The organism is Streptococcus sp. 477 (assembly GCF_013277295.1).
Classification (GTDB): domain Bacteria; phylum Bacillota; class Bacilli; order Lactobacillales; family Streptococcaceae; genus Streptococcus; species Streptococcus pseudopneumoniae.
Genome location: NZ_VMMQ01000034.1, coordinates 34,324 through 57,962, shown reverse-complemented (window position 1 = coordinate 57,962; position 23,639 = coordinate 34,324). Strand labels below are relative to the sequence as shown.

The window sequence follows — 23,639 nt, the reverse complement described above, 5'->3', positions numbered from 1 at the left end:
TAAAGTCGGGATTATATCACAAGTCTTGGCTGAGTCCAATTTCTATGGATAAAGAGAGTAAAAAGAGTGGACAAACCACTCTTTTCTTCTATTATTATAGACGTGCGTTAAGTTCTTTGCTCAATTCTTCAAATCCTGGTTTTCCAAGAAGGGCAAACATGTTATGTTTATAAGCTTCAACACCTGGTTGGTCAAATGGGTTGATAGCATTCAAGTAACCAGAAAGGGCGATAGCCAATTCGAAGAAGTAGATAGTGTAACCAAGAGTGAAAGCATCTTGTTCTGGAAGAGTCACGTACATGTTTGGTACGTCACCATCTGTGTGGGCAAGAAGAACACCGTCAGTCGCTTTTTTGTTTACAAAGTCAACGTCTTTTCCTTGAAGGTAACCAAGTCCATCAAGATCTTCTTCCAAGCTAGGGATAATCACGTTCTTGCGAGGTTTGTCAACACGGACTACTGTTTCAAACATGATACGAGTTCCTTCTTGGATAAATTGACCCAATGAGTGCAAGTCAGTTGAGAAATTAGCTGAAGTTGGGTAGATACCTTTTTGATCTTTTCCTTCTGTTCAGGCACCCCTTGTAGATGCATCTGCTGGAAATTCCCTTGCACTGGCTGGCTAGTTTGATTGACTTGCCAAGCCCTTTGCGCTTGACCTTGACCGTCTTATTCTGGCATGCTTTTCTCCTTATAAATTTTGTTGATTTGTCATATTGCGAAAACATTGAAAAACAATGACAAATTTCACAATATTATAATATAAATTATTTTTCCTATCAAAAAAGAGAGTGGGAAAGAACTTCAAACAAGTTAAAAAGTTCGTCTTCCACCTCCCCCCGCACAGTTGATCAGGCAATCTTTGGGACTTACAAAGCGAAGGAAGATGCCAATCAACCACTAAGTTATCTGTTTTTTTAAATTTAGACTCAAAAGCCTGGACTTTTTGCCCAGGCTCTGATTCAAGTTTTTAGACTCTTATTTTTCTAGTATTCTTAATTAGATATTTTATCTTACTTAGGCAGCTTCGAAAATCTGAATGGTAGAACCTTTCTCAAGTACTACTGCTTGGTCTGCTGCGACATGGAGTGTACCAGGAAGGCTCCCCTCTTTTGAACCATCAAAAGAAATCGTGATATGCCCCAGTCCAGTTAAATTTTTTTCTACTACATTTCCTACGGCAGTAATCGAATATTCCTGACTATCTACGACCAGCTTTCCACCTTCTAGTATTGCACCTAGAAGATTTTTGTTATCGATTTTAAAACAATACTCTGCTAAATCTTCCGGAGCTTCTTCTCCAAATAAAATGAGCATATTAGCGTCTTGAATCATATTCTGAGCTTCAAGCCCCACTTGAATTACTTTAGCTTCAAAAATTTTCTTCATCTAATTCCTATTCATCCTTTCTCAAATCTGTCATAAACTTATGCTTATAGATAAGTTTAACATAATAGTTGCTGTGTTTACGTGCATCTATCAAAGTTCTACTGATAAAGGCCAATACTAGCTATCCAAGCTACTAGCACCCGCGGAACACCATTTAGAAAGCGTGAATAAAGTACAGAAGGAACACCAACCTCAACTGTTTCAGCTTTGGCTTCAGATAGACCGAGTGCTACAGGGATGAAATCACAACCGTTTTGGGTGTTGATAGCAAATATAGCTGGTAGAGCCATTTGGGGTGGAATATTTCCTTTTCCGATTTCGACTCCAATTAAGGTTCCGATAATCTGACTGATAACAGCTCCGGGGCCTAACAAAGGAGATAGGAATGGCAAGGAACAGATAAAGCCAATCAAAATGAGCCCCCAGATGTTCCCCGCCAGGGGAACCATTAATTTTGCCAGCCAATTTCCAACACCTGAACCTTGAATAACCCCAATCAGCAAGGAAACAAAGGCCATGAAAGGAATGATTGTATTGAGCATTGTCTGAATGGCTTCACGAGCAGCCTGGTTGAAAGTCGCAACGACCTTCCCAGCGCCCATCCCAATTCGTGCTACAATACTTGTTTCAGCTTTTTGCTCTGTAATTTTTTTACTAGTATCGTAAGTTGGCTTTTCAGTTACCACAGTTGTCGCTTTTTCGTCTTCATTAGCAGCAGAAATTTGATTAAGGCCAACTGCTGACACATAGATTTCCTCGGTGATATATTGAGCTAGAGGGCCACTTTTCCCTGTAGCGACAATATTGATTGTAGGGATCCCCTTTTTAGGATAAATACCGCAGCGAAGAGTACCGCCGCAATCTACGATTGCTAAAGCAATTTCCTCATCTGGGATAGAAGTTTTAAACCCGTTAACAGCTTCCATACCGGTCAAATCAGCAATTTTATCTACAATATCTGGCTTTTCTCCGCCACCAGTGATATAGATGAATTTATGCTTAGCCTCACTAGGTGTAATGACCAAAGGGCCCCCGAAACCACCATTTCCTTTAACAACTTTTATACTCTTATATGACATAATTTCACTCTTTCTATCAATCAAATGTTTTACTCAAGGTAACACCTTGCTGTTTTGCTACATAAGCAGTTGTAAAATCGGTTACCCAACCGCCTACAAAGTTCATGACAATCCCAACAAGCATGTAACGAATGGCTAAGTCCGTTTGACTTAAACCTAAATTTTGAATTCCTGTTGCAATTCCCACCCATACAAACAACTCCCCAGGATTGATATGCGGGAATACACCATTTGAAGTATGGCAGAACTGCATCTGAGCTGCTACAAAACTAGGTTTATAATATTCTGGTAAGAAACGTCCCATACTAATCGCCATCGGATTCCCCAGCATAAAGGCTGAAATGAAAGGTAAAATCATATACCGGCTAACAGGATTTTTGGCAGAAATCTTAGCTAGGGAATTGACCTTCTCTTCTCCCAAGAAAGCGATAAGGGTATTCATTGCAATCAATAGCATCAAGACAAGAGGTACAATATTTGTCATCCAGCTAATAAAGGTTTCTCCACCTAATTGGAAGAGTTTCATAAAACTCTCTGCAAATTCTGTAATATAATTCATAAGGAACTCCTTTTCTTATTTTTTTTTAAATAACTGTTTAATAGATAATTGTAAGTAAGCCGCATAAAAGCCGAATCCCAGAAAAGAATCAGAAGAACTTGTCTCTTTCTCAATACCTGCCTCATGCCAAAGATAGACTTTTCTAGCATCTTCTATAGCTGATTGCATCAACTTATTTTCTTTTCTCACAAGAGGATTATACTTGTCAAAATAATGGATGTCTTCTCCAACATAATCGTCCATATTTTGAAAACGCGCTAAGATTGTGACTCCTTGCATTTTGCTAGCTTTAAGAACCCGACCGTTTTCATCAACCGCGAACATGACAATCGTACCGGATTTGATTCTTCCGGATTTCCTGCCAATCGCTACGCGCCCCAGTTTCCGGAGCATCGTATAGGTCTTATTGAAGTCTTTCAGTTGCTGCCAGCCGAGGAACATTTGAAATATATAAGCTGCCATGACAAATACAGCGAAAATTATTATCGAATTCATTAAAATACTCCTTTGCTCTTAGAAAATGATAGAAACTCTGTCTCTGTTTCTACAGCCCTCAATGCTTCTTTTAGAGAAGGCTCTCCTGCAATTCGAAAAATGTCGTCATACAATTCCAGCAATTCACTTTCCATTTTTCTTTCAATTTCTGAGGGTATGGCGACTAGAAAGATAAATTCAATCCATTCATCTCCTTTTTGATAAGGCTCTTCTAGTTTTCCGAACATTAAAATAGTCTTTGCATAACCCTGGTTAATTGTATGGGGGAACGCAATTCCTCCACCAAAAATGGTTGATTGCTTTTTCTCCCTATCAATTATCCGATTTCTAAAACCTTCATCAATCATCTGAAGTTTCTCTAACTCCGCAGACATATTTAGCAAGTATTGCTGATAGGTTTTTTGGGGGCTTAATCGAATAAAACGTAAGCTGACTGTTTCTAGATTTTTTTGATGAAAAGCATTGGCTTTCTGCCATTCTTCCTGCAGCCATTGATCATCAAAAAGATGATTAACTTGAATGACTGGAGATTTAGAATCTTTATATTTTAGAGGAACTGTCGTAAAAATCGCGAAATAGTCCTGATTCAATTCCACATTAAAATCCTCTTCAGAATACTGAGTAATGTCTACATCATTTCCAATGACTCGTCTGAGTTGCTGGATAATCATCGCAGCAGTTCCTCTTCCTGTTGTGCAAACCACAGCTATCTGCTTGCGAGAACCCTTAACAGCAGAATTTTGTTTTCTTAAAATCATTTCAAAATACAAAGCCAGATATCCGATTTCAGATAATTCCAATTCAGAACCAAAAATTGTAGATAGTTCTTCTCCAGCAATTTTCGCCATTTCAAAAGCAAAAGGATATTGAGTTTGAACCTCGCCATGAAATATATCATTAGCTTGCACATGGAAAATCAGTCGATTGATTAAGGACCCTAAATGAGACTTGATTTCTTCAAATAATTCTTCATCATCAAAGTGAACCAACATAGTTTCTTTGACTTTCTTGACAATCCCTTGAAAAATGTATGCAAGCTGTTCAGATTGATAAGACGGCTTGCTTAAAGTGTCAATAAAACGGACATTAAACGGAAAACACAAAAAGTCTATCTCAAACTGACTGAGGGAAATCTTATAAGTCACCTCAATATGATAGATTAATTTCTCAGCCAAATGTGTCTCTGTTAAATCATTCCTATAGTAGGGAATAGGACAATTCAACACCCTAGATGTATGAATACGATCCACCATAATTGAAAGGGTCTTTCGAAGGAGCTCCTGTGTTTCTTTAGGGATTTTATAATCCTGGACTAGCGTCTCCAGAAAAGAAGATGTTGCCTCAGTGAGTGTCCTTCCTTCAAAGTAAGGAGCCACTTGGTGAATATAGAGCAAGCGCAAATTCAGCTCGCTCCCCAAGACCTCCAGCCCACGATTGGGCTTTCCTGAAATAGTGATAGAGTAACTCTCTGCCAAAGATTTTACTTGTTTTAAATCCTTATTAAGGGTACTTCTACTAACACCTACTTCCTCAGCCAAATCGTCAATAAGAAGAGGGGAGGTTGACTCAATTAAACGTTTTAGCAAATAGGCGATTCTTTTACTGGAAGAATTGAAGTCACTCTCCTGTTTTAAACTACCAGATAAAATCTTTTCCAACTCTGTATAGTCATACACTTCTAACATTAATTGATCATCTTGTGAGATAATCTGGATATTAGGAGCCAAAACATCATTTAATTGTTGGATACTCTTTTGCAAGGTTTGCATACTAATATCCAGCTCCGAGCGCATATCTACCAAGAAATAAGTTGGCTGTGAGACCATTTTTTCTAAAATGTTATACCATCGATTTACTAAGGTCAACTCTCTTCCTCACCTTCATTTTTTTAACCGCGAGTTTTACCTCCGGCAATATTTGTAGTGACACCTGTTATATAGCTAGAACGGTCTGAAATATAGAACGCTACAAGATCAGCTACTTCCCGTAGTTTCCCACTCCGTCCCAATGGAGTCGTTGAAGTTGAAGCATAACCAGCTCGAATATCTTCTACCGTCTTTCCACGGGTATAAGCAAGAGCTTCCTCGTAAGAAAGAGTTCGAAGACCCGTAGCTTCCATAATTCCTGGAGCAATTCCAACCACACGTACACCATGTTTACCAAGCTCTTTCGCCCATGAACGAGTGTAACTATAGACTGCTGCTTTCGTGGCAGCATAGGCACTTTGTCCTTCAGAACCTTCCAAGCCTGCTTCTGAAGCCATGTTTACAATTACACCTTTTCTATTTTGAACCAGAATCCGGCCTACTGCCTGGCTAACCAAATACAGACCTTTTTGGTTAATCATTGTTACTTTTTCAAACGTTTCATCGTCTAACTCGTAAGGACCTTTAGGATTTTCTGCATCAATTAATAATCTAGGGACATTAATCCCCGCATTGTTGACCACCGCATCAATATTGCCAAATCTTTCAACTATTTTAGCGACTCCTACTTCTACTTCAGAGCGAGAAGTTACATCAACTTTTACAAATAATAGATTCGGGTGACGCAAATCGTTGTCGCTAAGGTCAAAATTCGCTACATTGACACCTAATTCCAGCAATTCTTCAACGATTGCCTTACCGATCCCAGATGACGCACCCGTCACAAGAACTGTTTTGCCTTTTATATTTAACCAATCATTCATTTTGATACCTCTCAAGTTTTATTTACAAGGCAATTATACAGCGCTTTCATAAAAGAATTAAGACACTCTTTTTTACACTGTTCAAAAAAATGATAAACTAATTAAAAGGCTTGTACTAAAAATCCACAAGAAATGAACTTGTGGATCTTTTTTATTCTGAATTAGCTCAACATATATGAGAATCAAAGACGTGCATTCAGTTCTGCACCGAGCTCTTCAAATCCAGGTTTTCCAAGAAGGGCGAACATGTTACGTTTGTAGGCTTCAACACCTGGTTGGTCAAATGGGTTGATAGCATTCAAGTAACCAGAAAGGGCGATAGCCAATTCGAAGAAGTAGATAGTGTAACCAAGAGTGAAGGCGTCTTGCTCTGGAAGAGTCACGTACATGTTTGGTACATCACCATCTGTGTGGGCAAGAAGAACACCATCAGTCGCTTTTTTGTTTACAAAGTCAACGTCTTTTCCTTGAAGGTAACCAAGTCCATCAAGGTCTTCTTCCAAGCTAGGGATAATCACGTTTTTACGAGGTTTGTCAACACGGACAACTGTTTCAAACATGATACGAGTTCCTTCTTGGATAAATTGACCCAATGAGTGCAAGTCAGTTGAGAAGTTGGCTGAAGTTGGGTAGATACCTTTTTGGTCTTTTCCTTCTGATTCACCAGCCAATTGTTTCCACCACTCTGAGAAGTATTGAAGTGATGGCTCGTAGTTTACCAAGATCTCAGTTGCATAACCTTTACGGTAAAGGATGTTACGAACTGCTGCGTATTGGTAAGCTTCGTTTTCAGAGATTTTATCTGAAGTGTAGTCTTTGCGAGCTGCGTTCGCACCTTCCATAAGGGCTTTGATGTCAGCTCCTGATGCTGCGATTGGAAGCAAACCAACAGCTGTCAAGACTGAGAAGCGTCCACCTATGTCATCTGGAACAACAAATGTTTCCCAACCGTTAGCATCTGCTTCAACCTTAACAGCACCTTTTTGGCGGTCAGTTGTTGCATAGATACGTTTGTTGGCTTCTTCTTGACCGTATTTCTTAACCAAGAGTTCTTTGAAGACACGGAAAGCGATAGCTGGTTCAGTTGTTGTACCTGATTTAGAAATCACGTTTACTGAGAAGTCTTTGTCTGCAACATACTCTACCAAGTCAGCAAGGTAAGTAGATGAGATTGAGTTTCCTGCGTAAAGGATTTGTGGTGCCTTGCGTTCTTCTTTTGTTTGCAAGTTAGCAAAGTGGTGGTTCAAGAAGTCGATTGCTGCTTTGGCACCAAGGTAAGATCCACCGATACCGATTACAACCAAGACATCGCTGTCTGATTTGATTTGCTCAGCAGCTTTCAAGATACGGTCAAATTCTTCACGGTCGTAGTTTTCAGGAAGATCCAACCATCCCAAGAAGTCGCTACCAGCACCAGTCCCTTTACGGATCAATTCATCTGCTGCTGTTACTTGTGATTGCATGTATTCCACTTCATGTGGTGCAACAAATTTGTCTAAAACTTTTGAATAATCAAATTTAATATGTGACATGTTATTCCTCCAATATTTCTTCTTTTCTATCATAACGCTTACCTTCGTTTTTTTCAAGTTTTTTTGTCGAATTTCTCCAATTTTTATCAGAATTCAAACGTTTGCGTAAAAATCCCACATTCCAAAAATTTTGAAAAAATAAAAGAAAGAACGACTAGATGTTCCAGTCGTTACAGTTCATTCAATAAATACTCAAATAATTCTAAATTACCATCTTCTTCATTAACCAGAAACTCTGGATGCCACTGCAAACCGATAATGCGGTGTTCGTCGATAGATTCAATCGCTTCAATGGTTTGATCTCTCGGATCAATAGCAGTTACACGGAAATTAGATGCCAATTCTTTGATACTCTGACGATGGACGGAATTGACCTGACTTTCTTTTCCAAATAGCTTGGCAACCACGCTTCCTTCCACTGTCTCAATAGAGTGAGATGTTCCGAAAGGGAGTCCTTGCCAGTGACCTTCGATTTCTTGATTGAGGGTTCCACCAAAGGCAACATTGACAAGTTGAACACCGCGACAGATTGCCATAATTGGTTTATTCTGACGGAGTGCTTCTTTCAAGAGTGCCAATTCAAATTCATCACGGACCAGATTATAATCATCGCTCTCGATGGTCTTTTTCTCTCCATAAAACTGAGGATGAACATTTTGGCCTCCTGTCAAAATCAATTTGTCAATCATTTCTACATAATCGCGTACAACTGACTCATCACCAACAGGAATGACTAGAGGGAGACCACCGACTTGACGAATGCTCTCTGCGAATCTACAAGATACAGATGAATGAATGTTTTTGCCTTCTGTGTCTACGGGACATAGATTTGCAGCAACTCCTACAACGGTTCTAGGCATGATGTCTCTCCTTTCGAATATTAATACTCTTCGAAAATCTCTTCAAACCACGTCAGCATCGCCTTACCGTATATATGTTACTGACNNGGCTAGCTTCCTAGTTTACTCTTTGATTTTCATTGAGTATAACGATAGTCCTATCATATCACTCAAAGCGTCTTTCGTCTAATATGTTTTTTTTAAGACTGTGATAAAAATTTTTTATGGACAAGAAAAAGCTGCCCCATAGGACAACTTCTTTCTTATTCAAAAACAAATTGATTGTGATAGAGTTCTGAGTAGAATCCACCTAGTTTCAAGAGTTCATGGTGGTTACCACGTTCAATGACCTCTCCATCTTTAAGGACAATAATCTGATCAGCATTGAGAATAGTTTTCAAGCGGTGGGCAATAACGAAACTGGTTTTGCCTGCTACAACTGCCTCCATGGCATGCTGAATCTTGCTTTCTGTCACCGTATCTACGTTTGAAGTGCCTTCATCGAGAATGAGAACTTCTGGATCTGTCATCAGGGTTCGAGCAATGGAAATCAATTGCTTCTGCCCTGTCGAGAAGATACTCTGCTCATCATCAATAAGAGTATCGTACTTATCAGGCAAACTTTCGATATAGTCGTGAATGTGGCTTGCTTTGGCTGCTGACTCAACCATTTCCTGACTGGCATCTGGCACACCGAAACGGATATTGTCTCGAATGGTTCCGCTAAAAAGAACGGAATCTTGCAAGACAATTCCCACTTTACTTCTAAGACTATCTAAATCATAGTCACGAATGTCTTTATCATCAAAATAAATACCGCCAGCATCAACATCATAAAAGCGATTGATGAGGTTCATAATAGTGGTTTTCCCTGAACCCGTTGGCCCAACAACTGCAGTCATCTGGCCTTTAGGGGCAGAAATGTTGACATCTTTCAAAATAGGTTTATCAGGCAAGTATGAAAAATCGATATGACTGATTTCAACACCTTCTTGCAACTGAGTGAAGATTGGAGCCTTTTCAGGTCGGATTTCTTCCTCTGCATCAAACATTTCCTGTATCCGTTCAGCCCCTGTAAAGGCCAACTGAAGACTTCCCCAACTAGCTGCAACTTGAATAATAGGCTGGTAGTACTGTTGTGAAAATTGGGCAAACATCACAATCAAACCTAGGGCTGTACTTGTTTCAATAGTCTTATCGTTTAATAGAACGGCCGAACCAGCAAAGATAACGACGGCTGTATTAACCAGACTCATCCCATTCATGACAGGGAACAGAATTCCTGAGAACATCCTTCCTTTAAAGGTCGCCTTGCGTACGCGCTCATTTTGTTCAAGAAATCCTGCCATCATATCCTCTTGAATTCCTTGCACAATCACGGCTTTTTGGCCTGAGATACTCTCATCCATATAGGCGTTGAGCTTCCCTACCTCTTTCTGCTGGAGATTGGTGTATTTGCGTGCCATTTTCACGATGAAAATCAGCATAAGGAAAGCCAATGGGGTGCTTGCAATGGTGATGAGAGCCAGCGTCACATTTCTCGAAAACATGACAAGAATCAGACCAATGTATAAAACAATATTGCTCATGACCTGAACCAGACTTTCATTAAAGGCTTGGAGGATATTATCCAAATCACTGGTAAAACGAGATAGGATATCGCCATCTTGTCGGCGGTCAAAGAAAGAAACCGTCAACTGAGCAAGCTTACCAAAGAGACCTTTGCGCATCTCGTTGGTCGATTCTGCAATCACGCGCGTCATGAGACACATGTATATGACACTAGAAATAAATAAAACCAAAACCAGCAGACCAAGATTGACCATGATTCCTGATAGACTTTGCCAAACAAGTTCTGGATTGCCATCTTGATAAGCTTGGACTAAATTAACTAGTTGCGTCACTGCTTGTCCAGAAAAGACCGGAAATAGGGCTTGAGCAAGAGTCGCCAGAACAATCATCAGGATAACAACTACAAATGATAGCTTATAAACTTTAAAATAATTCCAAAAAAATTGAACTGTCTTCATTTTACTCCTCCTTTCCTTTCTGTGTTTCGTAGATTTCACGGTAAACAGCATTGTTGGCAACCAAGTCTGCATGCGTACCTTGACCAATCAATCGTCCTTGATCTAGAACCAAGATTTTATCTGCATTAACAACCGAGCTAATCTTTTGCGCGATGATAATGGTTGTCGTCCCCTTCAAGTCCTTATTCAAGGCTTCTTGCACTAGGCGCTCTGACTTAGCATCCAAGGCCGAGGTCGAATCGTCAAAAATCAGAATACGTGGATTGCTGACAATTCCACGCGCAATCGACATCCTTTGCTTTTGCCCACCTGAGAAGTTGGTTCCCCGTTCCTCAACTGGACTTTCAAAGGTTTTCTCCATACGATGAATGAATTCACTGGCTTGGGCAATAGTGGCTGCACGCTCCATTTCAAATAGAGTAGCATCTCCCTTACCCTGTCTCAAGTTATCTGCAATCGTTCCACTGAAGAGAATGGCACGTTGGAGAACGATAGACACTGTTTTACGCAGGGTTCCTTCACTCACTTCTCGAATATCCTTGCCACCGATTTTAATAGAGCCTTCTTGCGGATCAAAGAGACGTGGAATCAATTGAGCCAAGGTTGACTTCCCTGCACCAGTCGCTCCAACGACACCAACCATTTGACCAGATTCAATAGTAAAGCTCACATCTTTCAGCATCGGTTCCTTATCCATTGGATAGGTAAAGGTTACATTTTCAAAGCTAAGACTTCCGACCAACTCTTCATCTGGCACATCCTTGAAGGTCATAGCTGGCTCTGCGTCAAGAATTTCTCGAATACGACGCATAGAAATCATGGCACGGCTGACAGAATTCCCTAAAAATCCAACCATAACAATGGTAAAGATAATCTGGCTCAGGTAATTAACAAAGGAAGCAATAGAGCCAACAACTGATGGATCCGACTGAACCATCCCTGCAACTAGCCAAATAGAGAGGAATACCGCCCCATAACCGACCAACATCATGAAAGGTTCCACTACTGAAAAAGCATAACCGATGTAAAGATTTTGACCGAGAAGCTCGTCTGAAACTTCCGTAAACTTAGCAAACTGCTCTTTTTCTTGGACAAAGGACTTGACCACACGAACGCCACGCAGATTTTCCTTGGCAATGGCATTGATGCGTTCAAGAAGGGTTTGAAACTTGGCAAAACGAGGCCCCATCATTCCCATCATGACGGCAGTCAAGCCAAAAATTAAGATTACCATGAGAACAATTACCCACCACAGAGAAGGTAGGGTTTGAACCGCCAGGATAAAGGAACCGATGAACAAGAGGGGAAGTCTGAAAAGAATCTGGAAGGTCATCATGACCACGTTCTGAATCTGGTTGATGTCATTTGTCATGCGAACGACTAGATTTCCCGCATTAAATTGTTCAATATTAGCATAAGAAAAGGTTTGGATTTTACGGAAGGCATCCTCCCGAAGGTCAGATGAAACTCCTTGGGCAATATAGGCTGCAAGGACAACATTGAGACCACCAGCAACCAGACCGACTACGGCCACACCAATCAACCAAGCCCCGATACTATAAATAGCTTCATATTTTCCAGCAAGGAGGGCGTCTAAGACTTCCTGCAGATAACGCGGTTGCAGAAGTGAACTAGCAACCATCAAGCCTGTCATCAGAAGCGAAGTCAAGGCCTGCCACTTGTAGGTTTTTATTTTCTGAATCAGCATACTTTCTCCTTAAAAAATAGACAAAAGGGAGCGACAATGTGTCAGCTCCTTCTCATTCTGTTTGTGTGATGTTATTCTAGCAAAAAAGTGGGGGATTGTCAAAGAAGTCTCCTTGATACAGCTAGAATGACTAGTAATTTTCTCTTTATAGTTTCTGTTTTAACTCGACCAAGACATTCATAGCCTGCATAGGTGTCATATTGTAAACATCCAGTTTAGCTAATTCTGCTAGGATAGGATGTTCTTCAGTCGTATCAAAGAGTGAAATTTGTTCTGAGACAGTACTTGTTTGTTTCATAGGAGCAGGACTTTCTGTACCCTGATTCTCTAACTGAGTCAAAATCTTATCCGCCCTTGCTAAAAGGTCTGCTGGCAAGCCAGCAATCTTGGCAACATGGATACCGTAGGATTTATCAGCTGGCCCTGGTTCAATCTTGTGAAGGAAGGTGACCTGCCCATCCTGCTCCAAGGTTGCCACGTGGACATTGACCAAGTGTTGTAAACTAGACTCCAGACTAGTCAACTCATGGTAGTGGGTCGCAAAGAGGGTCTTGGCTCCGATATGTTCATGGATGTATTCGATGATGGACTGGGCAAGAGCCATCCCGTCATAAGTTGCAGTTCCACGACCTAACTCATCAAAAAGAATCAAGGAATTCTTTGTTGCATGCGAAATGGCATTGTTGGCCTCCATCATCTCCACCATGAAGGTTGATTGGCCTGAAACCAAATCATCGGCTGCTCCGATACGGGTAAAGATAGCATCAAAAATAGGTAAATGGGCGCTTTCTGCTGGCACATAAGAGCCCAACTGGGCCATTATCGCCGTCATGGCTAACTGACGCATGTAGGTTGACTTCCCGCTCATGTTGGGTCCTGTAATCAGTTGAATACTGGTATCTTCTGCCATCTGAATCGTATTGGGAATATAGGTCTGAGCCCCCATAACCTTTTCAACGACAGCATGGCGTCCTTTCTGGATATCAATTCGCGAATCATCTCCGAATTCAGGTCGAATCAAATGCTGGGTTTCAGCTACAACCGCCAGACTTTGCAAGACATCAACGGTCGCAATTCCTTGAGCTAGAGCCTGCAAACGCTGAATGTACTTGCCGACCTCTTCACGAATGCGCATAAAAATTTCGTACTCTAGGTTAGCTGACTTCTCACGCGCCTCCAACATGTCGCCTTCGATACGGGCTAATTCCTCGGTACCGAAGCGTTCTGAGTTTTTCAGCGTCGCCTTGCGGAAAAAGTGAGCAGGCACATTTCCCAGTTGTGAATTGGTCACATGGAAATAGTAGCCATCCTTTTTATTATAGTCAATCTTGAGCGTACTGATACCAGAGTTTTCGCGTTCCTTAGCCTCAATCTCAGCAATCCAGCTAGTCCCTTCTCTGAGAACGCGACGGTACTTGTCTAAAGTCTCATCAAAGCCAGTCCGGATAATTCCACCATCTGTAATCACATGAGGAGCTTCAGGAGCAATCGCTGCGCTAATCAAACTCTCCAACTCAGGGATTCCATCCAGTTGTGCGATGAGATAGGCTAGAGCAGGTTGCTCCATCCCTTCTAAAATCGCACGAATCCGTGGCACACTAGACAAGGTAGTCGCCAACTGCAAGAGATCCTTTGGGTTGGTCTTGCCAAAAGAAACACGACTAGCCAAACGTTCGATGTCATAAACACCCTTGAGACTGTCTGTCAAATCACTACGCTCAAAGAAATGGCCGAGAAAGACCTGCACTACTTCTTGACGTTGGACGATTCGTTCCTTATCAATCAAAGGACGATGAATCCAAGAACGCAAGAGACGCATGCCCATAGCCGTCTTGGTTTCATCCAAAAGCCAGAAAAGACTGCCTTGCTTCTTGCCTGAACGGGCATTCTCAACCAAATCCAGACTAGCCTTGGTCGCATAATCCATCTGCAAGAAATCTTTAATTTCATAACGGATAACAGGCTTGAGGTGGTTCAATTCCCTCATCTGAGTCCGATGAACATACTGTAGCAGCTTACTGGATGCCGCTTGCTCCACCGTTGCCAATCGCGAATCCAGTAAATGAAGGTCTTCAAAGTTTTCTTTTTCATAAGAGAGCACCAGATTCATCTGGCGGCTGAGGATTTGTTCTTCTTCCTCAGACAAGTCATAGCCCAACACCACTTCTCGCGCCTTGAGATTACGGATTTCCCCACAAACCAGCGTGAAATCCAAAAGACCTGTCACATAAAAGTCACCCGTCACCAGGTCCATATAAGCTAGGCCAAATTGATTGCTAGCACGGTCTATGGCAACCAAAAAATTATTCTGACTGTCCAGCTTACTGCTATCGACCACTGTCCCTGGCGTAATAACCTGAACAACTTCTCGTTTCACAACCCCAACCGCTTGTTTAGGATCTTCCATCTGCTCTGCGATAGCCACCTTATAACCCTGCTCAATCAAGACATCGATATACTGTTGGGCAGAATGATAGGGGACACCCGCCATAGGAATCGGATTGTCGGCATTCTTGTTGCGACTCGTTAAGGAAATTTCCAGAATCTGCGCAGCATTGACCGCATCCTCATAAAATAATTCATAAAAATCACCCATCCGAAAGAGCAAAAACGCATCTGGATATTGCTTTTTAATATCCACATACTGTTGCATGCCGGGTGATAGCTTTTCTGTCGCCATTTTCCGTCTCTCCTTGTCAAAAATAAGTCTTGAGAGCAACTCCCAAGACCTTACTTATCTTTCATCAAATCTAGCAAACGATCTTCCATAAGTTTGGCAACGTGCTGATCTCGACAAATAACCAATAAGGTATTGGCACCAGCAACTGTTCCTAAAATCCATTCATCCTTGTTTGCATCTACAATATTTGCCAAAACAGAGGCTTCTCCCAGTTTGGTATGAAGCACCAAGGTAAACTCTGCTCTTGCAACACCTTCTAAATGATGAGACAAAAATTCCACCAAATCAATCTTTTCTGTCTCATTTGCTAGTACATAATACACCATATCATTTTTCTTGACCTTGGTCAAGCCGATTTCGCGCAAATCACGAGACAGGGTTGTCTGCGTCACAAAAACATTGTGCGCCTCCAACCGATCTTGAATTTCTTTTTGTGTACTTAATTTCTCCTCAGTAATCATTTTTTTTATTAACTGATGACGATCTCTTTTTCTCATAAAATCCTCTTATGTGAATATTTATAACTATTTTTATAACTATATTATACCAAAAAAATAGGAGATTTCAAAAATTTTTTCTTCTTTCTTTAAAATTGTGATAAAATAGTAGAAAAGTCCAAAAAGGAGCTCTTAATGAATACAAAAGAATTGATTGCTAGCGAATTGGCTAGCGTCATTGATAGCCTGGACCAAGAGGCTATTTTAAATTTACTGGAAACCCCTAAAAACTCAGAAATGGGAGACATTGCTTTCCCTGCTTTTTCTCTTGCAAAAGTCGAACGTAAAGCACCTCAAATGATTGCGGCTGAACTGGCTGAAAAAATTAACAGCCAAGCCTTTGAAAAGGTTGTTGCAACAGGACCTTACGTCAACTTTTTCCTTGATAAATCTGCCATTTCTGCTCAAGTATTGCAAGCTGTTATCATTGAAAAAGAACACTATGCTGACCAAAATATTGGTAAACAAGAAAATGTTGTTATTGACATGTCTAGTCCCAATATCGCTAAGCCATTCTCTATTGGCCACCTACGCTCAACTGTTATCGGAGATAGCTTGTCACATATTTTCCAAAAAATCGGTTATCAAACAGTCAAGGTCAACCACTTGGGAGACTGGGGTAAACAGTTTGGGATGTTGATTGTTGCCTACAAAAAATGGGGCGACGAAGAAGCTGTAAAAGCTCATCCAATTGATGAACTTCTTAAACTCTATGTCCGCATCAATGCTGAGGCTGAAAATGACCCTAGCTTGGATGAAGAAGCACGCGAATGGTTCCGTAAACTGGAAAATGGAGATGAGGAAGCCCTCGCTCTCTGGCAATGGTTCCGTGATGAAAGTTTGGTGGAATTTAACCGCCTTTACAATGAATTGAAGGTTGAATTTGACAGCTATAACGGAGAAGCCTTCTACAATGATAAGATGGATGCAGTTGTAGACATTCTTTCTGAAAAAGGACTACTTCTTGAATCAGAAGGTGCCCAAGTTGTGAATCTTGAGAAATATGGAATTGAACATCCAGCCCTCATCAAGAAGTCTGATGGTGCAACTCTCTATATCACACGTGACTTGGCTGCAGCCCTCTACCGTAAAAATGAATACCAATTTGCTAAATCTATCTACGTCGTTGGTCAAGAGCAATCTGCCCACTTTAAACAACTCAAAGCTGTCTTGCAAGAGATGGGCTACGATTGGAGTGACGACATTACCCACGTTCCTTTTGGTCTGGTTACAAAAGAAGGGAAGAAGCTCTCTACTCGTAAAGGGAATGTCATCTTGCTAGAGCCTACTGTTGCAGAGGCTGTTAGCCGTGCCAAGGTCCAAATCGAGGCTAAAAATCCTGAACTAGAAAACAAAGACCAAGTAGCACATGCTGTTGGGGTTGGAGCCATTAAATTCTATGACCTCAAAACTGACCGTACAAATGGATACGACTTCGACCTAGAAGCTATGGTATCCTTCGAGGGTGAAACTGGACCTTACGTTCAATATGCCTACGCTCGTATCCAATCTATCTTACGCAAAGCCGATTTCAAACCAGAAACAGCTGGCAACTATAGCTTGAATGATACTGAAAGCTGGGAAATCATTAAACTCATTCAAGACTTCCCACGTATTATCAACCGTGCGGCAGATAACTTTGAACCTTCTATCATTGCTAAATTTGCAATTAACCTAGCTCAATCCTTTAACAAATACTATGCACATACACGTATCTTGGATGAAAGCCCAGAACGCGACAGCCGTCTAGCCCTCAGCTACGCAACCGCAGTCGTTCTCAAAGAAGCCCTTCGCTTGCTTGGAGTAGAAGCGCCAGAGAAGATGTGATTCAGTACTAACAATTGGAACTAAAGTTCCTAATTGTTAGACGCTAGCCGCGTATGTGCGGACTAGCTAACTGCTTCACTAGTCATGGTCTCTAAATATAATCGATTTAGAGACCATGACGTCGTAACTATGGCGATTTGCCTAATCGCTTTACTAATTCACCAAACCAAATAATATCGATTTGGTTTGGTTCATGTCGTAATCTTTTAATCACTTTATTGTAAAGTAGTCTAAGCAACTAACGCCAAATCCTATTCGGACTTTGGCTAGGCGCTTCACTAGTTTTAGGACATAAATATGATCGATTTATGTTCTAAAACGTCGTAATCTTAAAATTATTGGAACTAAAGTTCCTAATTGTTAGACGCTAGCCGCTTATATGCGGACTAGCTAACTGCTTCACTAGTCATGGTCTCTAAATATAATCGATTTAGAGACCATGACGTCGTAACTAGAGACACTTGTCTAAACGCTTTACTAATTCATCTAACCAAATAATATCGATTTGATTTGGTTCATGTCGTAATCTTTTAATTACTTGATTGCAAAGTAGTCTAAGCAACTAACGCCAAATCCTATCAGGGATTTGCTTAGACGCTTCACTAGTAAAGAAACATAAATATTATCGATTTATGTTTCTTTACGTCGTAACCAGAGACACTTGCCTAAACGCTTCACTAATTCACCTAACCAAATAATAGACTTCCTGCAAAACTAGAATCCTAGTTCATGATTGATAATACCAGCAATCAAATTCATTCGTAATCCGAAGCGTTTACGATGATTTCGATAGGTTGTTGAAAACATTTTAAACGTTTTTACTTTGGCAAAGATGTTCTCAACCTTGCTTCTCTCCTTAGATAGCGCATGGTTATAGGCTTTCTCTTCAGCTGTTAGCGGCTTGAGTTTGCTGGATTTACGTGGAGTTTGTGCTTGAGGATATATCTTCATAAGCCCTTGATAAGCACTGTCAGCCAAGATTTTACCAGCTTGTCCGATATTTCTGCGACTCGTTTTGAACAACTTCATATCATGACAATAGTTCACAGTGATCTCCAAAGAAACAATTCTCCCTTGGCTTGTGACAATCGCCTGAGCCTTCATAGCGTGGCATTTCTTTTTACCAGAATCATTCGCTAATTGTTTTTTAGGACGATTGATTTTTACTTCCGTCGCATCAATCATTACCGTGTCCTCAGAACTGAGAGGAGTTCTTGAAGTTGATAAGGATTATGCTCTGGTTTCTTGTCTTGTTGCTCCTGGTTTTGAATTTGAGGATTTTGAATTATTTGAAAGGGTAGATCTACTGGCGACCTATCTAGAGCACAAGGAGATGATTGAGCGTTTGACCAGATCCTAGTCTTGATAAGCAAATTTAATCTGATTTAGCAATGTTAGGATTTCTGATAATTGTGTTATAATGTTACCAATAGGAGATAATAGATGACAAAACAAGTCTTATTAGTGGATGATGAAGAACACATTCTGAGATTGCTTGACTACCATTTAAGTAAGGAAGGCTTTTCTACTCAATTGGTAACAAATGGACGGAAGGCCTTAGCTTTGGCAGAAACAGAACCCTTTGATTTTATCTTGCTTGATATCATGTTACCACAATTAGATGGCATAGAAGTTTGTAAGCGGCTGAGAGCCAAAGGCGTCAAAACTCCAATTATGATGGTTTCTGCGAAAAGTGATGAATTTGATAAGGTTTTGGCCTTGGAATTAGGGGCTGATGACTACCTGACCAAGCCTTTTAGCCCTAGAGAATTGCTGGCGCGTGTCAAGGCTGTCCTCAGGCGAACTAAAGGAGAACAAGAAGGAGATGATTCAGATAATATCGCTGACGATTCTTGGCTATTTGGGACCTTGAAAGTATACCCTGAGCGTCATGAAGTCTACAAGGCGAATAAGTTACTGAGTTTGACCCCAAAAGAATTTGAACTCTTGCTCTATCTTATGAAACATCCCAACATGACACTGACTAGAGAGCGTCTTTTGGAACGTATCTGGGGGTATGACTTTGGGCAGGAAACACGTTTGGTGGACGTTCATATTGGTAAGTTGAGGGAAAAAATTGAAGACAATCCTAAAGCCCCTCAATTTATTCGAACCATTCGGGGTTATGGTTATAAGTTCAAGGAGTTATAGATGAAACGCTACCTTCAATTTTGGCTAGTCAATCTAAGTGTTAGCCTCATTCTGATTGCAGGGATGGCATTAACTTGGATCAGTAAAGGCATCGGTCTCTTTCTTCTAGCCCTTTCTTTGGGACTGGGTGGCTACTGGCTCTTTTGCCTTTGGAAATGGGAAGTTGCTTTTGAGACCTTGCACCAACCTCTCTTGACCAGTAGTGAATACTTTTTAGAAAAAGGGCAAGAAGACTTAAAGTCTTTGGCTCAGTATGTGTCTGGCCTAAAAACCAAAGTCTCCCAACAGGATCAGCAATACAAGGACCTAGCCGAAACAATGGAGGTTCTTCTGTCGCACCTAACCATGGGGACGTTTTTAGTTTCCGCTCAAGGTCAGATGTTATTATCCAGTCGCTCTCTGCCTCATTATTTTCCCGATGTGGACGGCGACATAAGTTCACTTGATGACCTCAAACGGATGGATATTCGGAATTTAGTTCACCAAGCCTTTGATCAAAAAACAAGGTTAAAACAAGAAGTAAGTGGGTTTCATGAGGGTGACTTGATTTTAGAAGTGACAGCAGTTCCCGTTTTTAGCCCGACCCAATCTGTGGAAGCTGTGCTCGTCTTGCTATATGATTTAACAACGATTAGAACTTATGAAAAGTTAAATTTAGCCTTTGTCTCAAATGCCTCCCATGAATTGAGGACACCAGTTACTTCGATTAAGGGCTTTGCTGAAACCATTAAGGGGATGTCAGTTGAAGAAGAAGCGCTCAAGGATGACTTTCTAGACATTATTTACAAAGAAAGCTTGCGTCTTGAGCATATTGTTGAGCATCTTCTTACCTTATCTAAGGCTCAACAAATGCCTGTACAATGGACGACCCTTTCTTTGGCAGAATTTGTACAGGATTTGACTCAAAGCTTGCAACCTCAGCTCAAGAAGAAGGATTTACAGCTAAAGGTGCAGGTGCCAGATGATGTCACCCTCGTATCAGATAGTCAATTACTTTCCCAAATCTTACTCAATCTTTTAACCAATGCCATCCGTTACACTGAACAAGGGGGAAAAATTGAGGTCAAGACCCAAAAGGTGAACGAAGGCATTAAGATTTCTGTGTCAGATACAGGGATTGGTATTAGTCAATTAGAGCAGGATCGTATTTTTGAACGTTTTTACCGAGTTAATAAAGGTCGAAGCAGACAAACTGGTGGCACTGGTCTTGGCCTTGCTATTGTCAAAGAACTTAGTCAATTATTAGGTGGCCAAGTCACGGTGACGAGTCAGCTTGGCAGAGGCAGTTGCTTCACGATTTTTCTTCCTAACCAATCTTTCGCACAGGACTAATAATTTTTAAAGCTATTTTTAGGAGCAGCCACTTTTCAAAAGTGGCTTTTTTTGATTCTTTACACAATCTTTACATGAATCAGGGATAAACCTTTACAAAGACTTGTTAGACTATAAGTGTAGTAATCCTACACAAGAAAAATACATAGAAATAAAGGTGATTATTATGAAATTCAAAAAAATGCTTACTCTTGCAGCCATTGGCTTATCAGGATTTGGGCTTGTTGCCTGTGGCAATCAGTCATCTGCTTCCAAACAGTCAGCTTCAGAAACGATTGAGGTGATTTCACGAGAAAATGGCTCTGGAACACGGGGTGCCTTCACAGAAATCACAGGGATTCTCAAAAAAGACGGTGATAAAAAAATTGACAACACTGCCAAAACAGCTGTGATTCAAAATAGCACAGAAGGTGTTCTCTCAGCAGTTCAAGGGAATGCTAATGCTATCGGCTACATCTCCTTGGGATCTTTAACGAAATCTGTCAAGGCTTTAGAGATTGATGGTATCAAGGCTAGTCGAGACACAGTTTTAGATGGTAAATACCCTCTTCAACGTCCCTTCAACATTGTTTGGTCTTCTAATCTTTCCAAGCTAGGTCAAGATTTTATCAGCTTTATCCACTCCAAACAAGGTCAACAAGTGGTCACAGATAATAAATTTATTGAAGCTAAAACCGAAACCACAGAATATACAAGCCAACACTTATCAGGCAAGTTGTCTGTTGTAGGTTCCACTTCAGTATCTTCTTTAATGGAAAAATTAGCAGAAGCTTATAAAAAAGAAAATCCAGAAGTTACGATTGATATTACCTCTAATGGGTCTTCAGCAGGTATTACCGCTGTTAAGGAGAAAACCGCTGATATTGGTATGGTTTCTAGGGAATTAACTCCTGAAGAAGGTAAGAGTCTCAGCCATGATGCTATTGCTTTAGACGGTATTGCTGTTGTGGTCAATAATGACAATAAGGCAAGCCAAGTCAGTATGGCTGAACTTGCAGACGTTTTTAGTGGCAAATTAACCACCTGGGACAAGATTAAATAAAATGTTTGCTCCATAAATCTCTAAAGAGATGCAGACGTTTCATCGTACAATAAGATAAAGAAGGCAAGTAGGGAGGTGTCGTATCTCCCTTACTTTCTTCACTAGAAAGGACAAGATGTGACAAAACAAGCCTTCAAAGAAGCAGTTTTTAGGGCAATTTTTTTCATGAGTGCAACAGTAGCTGTTGTAGCTATTTTGCTAATCTGTTTCTTTATTTTTAGTAATGGCTTACCTTTCATGGCTAACTACGGCTTTGCCCGTTTTTTATTAGGCAGTGATTGGTCGCCAACGAACATTCCGGCAAGCTATGGTATTTTACCAATGATCGTTGGTTCCTTATTAATTACCTTAGGAGCGATTGTGATTGGGGTGCCAACAGGCATCTTGACATCGGTGTTTATGGTTTATTATTGTCCAAAGCCCGTCTATGGCTTCTTAAAATCAGCTATTAACTTGATGGCGGCCATTCCATCTATTGTTTATGGTTTTTTCGGCCTACAATTATTGGTGCCTTGGATTAGAAGCTTTTTAGGAAATGGCATGAGTGTCCTAACCGCTTCGTTACTATTAGGAATAATGATTTTGCCAACCATTATCAGTTTGTCAGAATCTGCTATCCGAACAGTTCCCAAAACGTATTATTCTGGTAGCTTGGCTCTAGGAGCTAGTCATGAACGGAGTATTTTTAGTGTCATCTTGCCAGCTGCGAGATCTGGTATTTTATCAGCAGTTATTTTAGGAATCGGTCGCGCAGTAGGTGAAACCATGGCAGTTATTTTGGTGGCAGGCAACCAGCCGATTATTCCAAGTGGACTCTTTTCAGGAACCAGAACCTTAACAACCAATATTGTTCTGGAAATGGCTTACGCATCAGGTCAGCATAGGGAAGCCCTTATTGCAACCTCAGCAGTTCTCTTTTTCCTTATTCTCTTGATTAATGCCTACTTTGCCTACTTGAAAGGAAAATCATCTTATGAGTAAATACCTGCTAAAACTTCTCGTTTATTGTTTTTCAGCTTTAACCTTTGGCTCTCTCTTTTTAATCATTGGTTTTATCCTCATCAAAGGCTTACCTCATCTAAGTCTATCCCTCTTTTCTTGGACTTATACTTCTGAGAACATTTCCCTTATGCCAGCGATTATTTCCACCGTTATTCTGGTCTTTGGTGCTCTTCTTTTAGCCTTGCCCATAGGGATTTTTGCTGGTTTTTATCTTGTGGAATATACAAAAAAAGATTCCCTTTGTGTTAAAATCATGCGATTAGCCTCAGATACCTTGTCTGGGATTCCTTCCATTGTTTTTGGTCTGTTTGGCATGCTCTTCTTTGTAGTCTTCTTAGGTTTTCAATACTCTCTGTTATCAGGAATCTTAACCTCAGTCATCATGGTGTTGCCAGTCATTATTCGCTCAACAGAAGAAGCCCTTTTATCTGTTAGTGATAGCATGCGTCAAGCAAGTTATGGACTTGGGGCAGGTAAGTTACGGACTGTTTTTAGAATTGTTCTACCAGTTGCCATGCCAGGTATTTTAGCTGGAGTGATACTAGCTATTGGCCGTATCGTTGGTGAGACAGCTGCCCTCATGTATACATTAGGTACCTCTACCAATACGCCAAGTAGTCTCATGTCTTCAGGTCGTTCTCTAGCCCTGCATATGTATATGCTGTCAAGTGAGGGGCTACATGTCAATGAAGCCTATGCTACCGGTGTGATTTTGATTATTACTGTTTTAATGATAAATACTCTATCAAGCTTATTATCTCGAAAACTTGTGAAAGGAGCTTCCTAGT

General features: G+C 40.7%; 18 protein-coding genes and 3 pseudogenes. 7 read left to right on the top strand and 14 right to left on the bottom strand.

All coding sequences use genetic code 11. From position 1 onward, the window contains the following. Positions 1 to 94: 94 nt before the first annotated feature. The 13 genes and pseudogenes from pgi to argR form a co-directional block, all read right to left on the bottom strand. A pseudogene (gene pgi, locus HT691_RS05490) lies at positions 95 to 571 on the bottom strand (glucose-6-phosphate isomerase); the annotation flags it as partial. A 446-nt stretch (positions 572 to 1,017) separates the two neighbouring features. Beyond that, complete coding sequence (locus tag HT691_RS05485; protein ID WP_023935311.1) at positions 1,018 to 1,389, bottom strand: PTS glucitol/sorbitol transporter subunit IIA; 372 nt, start codon at positions 1,387 to 1,389, stop codon at positions 1,018 to 1,020. Positions 1,390 to 1,487: 98 nt separating this feature from the next. Beyond that, positions 1,488 to 2,468: a PTS glucitol/sorbitol transporter subunit IIB gene (locus tag HT691_RS05480; protein ID WP_020992831.1), complete on the bottom strand. Its 981-nt coding sequence runs from the start codon at positions 2,466 to 2,468 to the stop codon at positions 1,488 to 1,490. Positions 2,469 to 2,484: 16 nt separating this feature from the next. Then, the gene (locus HT691_RS05475; protein WP_023934057.1) at positions 2,485 to 3,027 is read right to left on the bottom strand and encodes a PTS glucitol/sorbitol transporter subunit IIC; all 543 of its coding nucleotides are present in this window, start codon (positions 3,025 to 3,027) and stop codon (positions 2,485 to 2,487) included. A 15-nt stretch (positions 3,028 to 3,042) separates the two neighbouring features. Then, the gene (locus HT691_RS05470) at positions 3,043 to 3,522 is read right to left on the bottom strand and encodes a transcriptional regulator GutM (RefSeq protein WP_023934056.1); all 480 of its coding nucleotides are present in this window, start codon (positions 3,520 to 3,522) and stop codon (positions 3,043 to 3,045) included. After that, complete coding sequence (locus HT691_RS05465) at positions 3,522 to 5,348, bottom strand: PTS sugar transporter subunit IIA (RefSeq protein ID WP_080673552.1); 1,827 nt, start codon at positions 5,346 to 5,348, stop codon at positions 3,522 to 3,524. The genes HT691_RS05470 and HT691_RS05465 overlap by 1 nt, the downstream gene beginning before the upstream one ends. A 62-nt stretch (positions 5,349 to 5,410) precedes the next feature. Beyond that, positions 5,411 to 6,211, bottom strand: coding sequence for an SDR family oxidoreductase (locus HT691_RS05460; RefSeq protein ID WP_023934055.1), 801 nt, complete (start codon positions 6,209 to 6,211; stop codon positions 5,411 to 5,413). A 182-nt stretch (positions 6,212 to 6,393) separates the two neighbouring features. Next, the gene (locus HT691_RS05455) at positions 6,394 to 7,743 is read right to left on the bottom strand and encodes a glucose-6-phosphate isomerase (RefSeq protein ID WP_023934054.1); all 1,350 of its coding nucleotides are present in this window, start codon (positions 7,741 to 7,743) and stop codon (positions 6,394 to 6,396) included. A gap of 170 nt (positions 7,744 to 7,913) precedes the next feature. Continuing rightward, complete coding sequence (locus HT691_RS05450; protein ID WP_023934053.1) at positions 7,914 to 8,603, bottom strand: gamma-glutamyl-gamma-aminobutyrate hydrolase family protein; 690 nt, start codon at positions 8,601 to 8,603, stop codon at positions 7,914 to 7,916. Between the two features lie 242 nt (positions 8,604 to 8,845). Next, positions 8,846 to 10,612 (bottom strand): multidrug efflux ABC transporter subunit PatB, encoded by a 1,767-nt coding sequence (patB, locus tag HT691_RS05445; protein ID WP_023934052.1) that lies wholly within the window; start codon positions 10,610 to 10,612, stop codon positions 8,846 to 8,848. Between the two features lies 1 nt (position 10,613). Then, positions 10,614 to 12,320 carry a multidrug efflux ABC transporter subunit PatA gene (gene patA / locus HT691_RS05440; protein ID WP_138700211.1) on the bottom strand — a complete coding sequence of 569 codons (1,707 nt, stop codon included), beginning with the start codon at positions 12,318 to 12,320 and terminating at the stop codon, positions 10,614 to 10,616. A 145-nt stretch (positions 12,321 to 12,465) separates the two neighbouring features. Further along, the gene (mutS, locus tag HT691_RS05435; protein ID WP_138700210.1) at positions 12,466 to 15,000 is read right to left on the bottom strand and encodes a DNA mismatch repair protein MutS; all 2,535 of its coding nucleotides are present in this window, start codon (positions 14,998 to 15,000) and stop codon (positions 12,466 to 12,468) included. A 50-nt stretch (positions 15,001 to 15,050) separates the two neighbouring features. Continuing rightward, on the bottom strand, positions 15,051 to 15,497 hold the full coding sequence (argR, locus tag HT691_RS05430; protein WP_001231476.1) for an arginine repressor: 447 nt from the start codon (positions 15,495 to 15,497) through the stop codon (positions 15,051 to 15,053). A 135-nt stretch (positions 15,498 to 15,632) separates the two neighbouring features. Here argR and argS point away from each other — a divergent pair, with 135 nt between their 5' ends. Next, positions 15,633 to 17,324 (top strand): arginine--tRNA ligase, encoded by a 1,692-nt coding sequence (gene argS / locus HT691_RS05425; RefSeq protein WP_138700209.1) that lies wholly within the window; start codon positions 15,633 to 15,635, stop codon positions 17,322 to 17,324. Positions 17,325 to 18,038: 714 nt separating this feature from the next. Here the strand turns inward: argS and HT691_RS05420 are convergent. Beyond that, positions 18,039 to 18,551, bottom strand: a pseudogene (locus HT691_RS05420) (transposase); the annotation flags it as partial. On the opposite strand from HT691_RS05420, the pseudogene HT691_RS05415 reads away from it, so the two are divergent. The 6 genes and pseudogenes from HT691_RS05415 to pstA form a co-directional block, all read left to right on the top strand. After that, positions 18,544 to 18,684: pseudogene (locus tag HT691_RS05415) on the top strand (cupin domain-containing protein); the annotation flags it as partial. The pseudogenes HT691_RS05420 and HT691_RS05415 sit on opposite strands and share 8 nt — an antisense overlap. Before the next feature lie 83 nt (positions 18,685 to 18,767). Continuing rightward, positions 18,768 to 19,475, top strand: a complete 708-nt coding sequence (locus HT691_RS05410; protein ID WP_000166478.1) for a response regulator transcription factor — start codon at positions 18,768 to 18,770, stop codon at positions 19,473 to 19,475. Continuing rightward, positions 19,476 to 20,807, top strand: coding sequence for an ATP-binding protein (locus HT691_RS05405; RefSeq protein ID WP_000833271.1), 1,332 nt, complete (start codon positions 19,476 to 19,478; stop codon positions 20,805 to 20,807). A 166-nt stretch (positions 20,808 to 20,973) separates the two neighbouring features. Next, positions 20,974 to 21,849, top strand: coding sequence for a substrate-binding domain-containing protein (locus HT691_RS05400; RefSeq protein WP_000669500.1), 876 nt, complete (start codon positions 20,974 to 20,976; stop codon positions 21,847 to 21,849). 117 nt (positions 21,850 to 21,966) lie between these two features. Next, positions 21,967 to 22,830 carry a phosphate ABC transporter permease subunit PstC gene (gene pstC, locus HT691_RS05395; protein WP_000165892.1) on the top strand — a complete coding sequence of 288 codons (864 nt, stop codon included), beginning with the start codon at positions 21,967 to 21,969 and terminating at the stop codon, positions 22,828 to 22,830. Further along, complete coding sequence (pstA, locus tag HT691_RS05390) at positions 22,823 to 23,638, top strand: phosphate ABC transporter permease PstA (RefSeq protein WP_000049768.1); 816 nt, start codon at positions 22,823 to 22,825, stop codon at positions 23,636 to 23,638. Before pstC ends, pstA begins: the two co-directional genes overlap by 8 nt. Position 23,639: the final 1 nt, after the last annotated feature.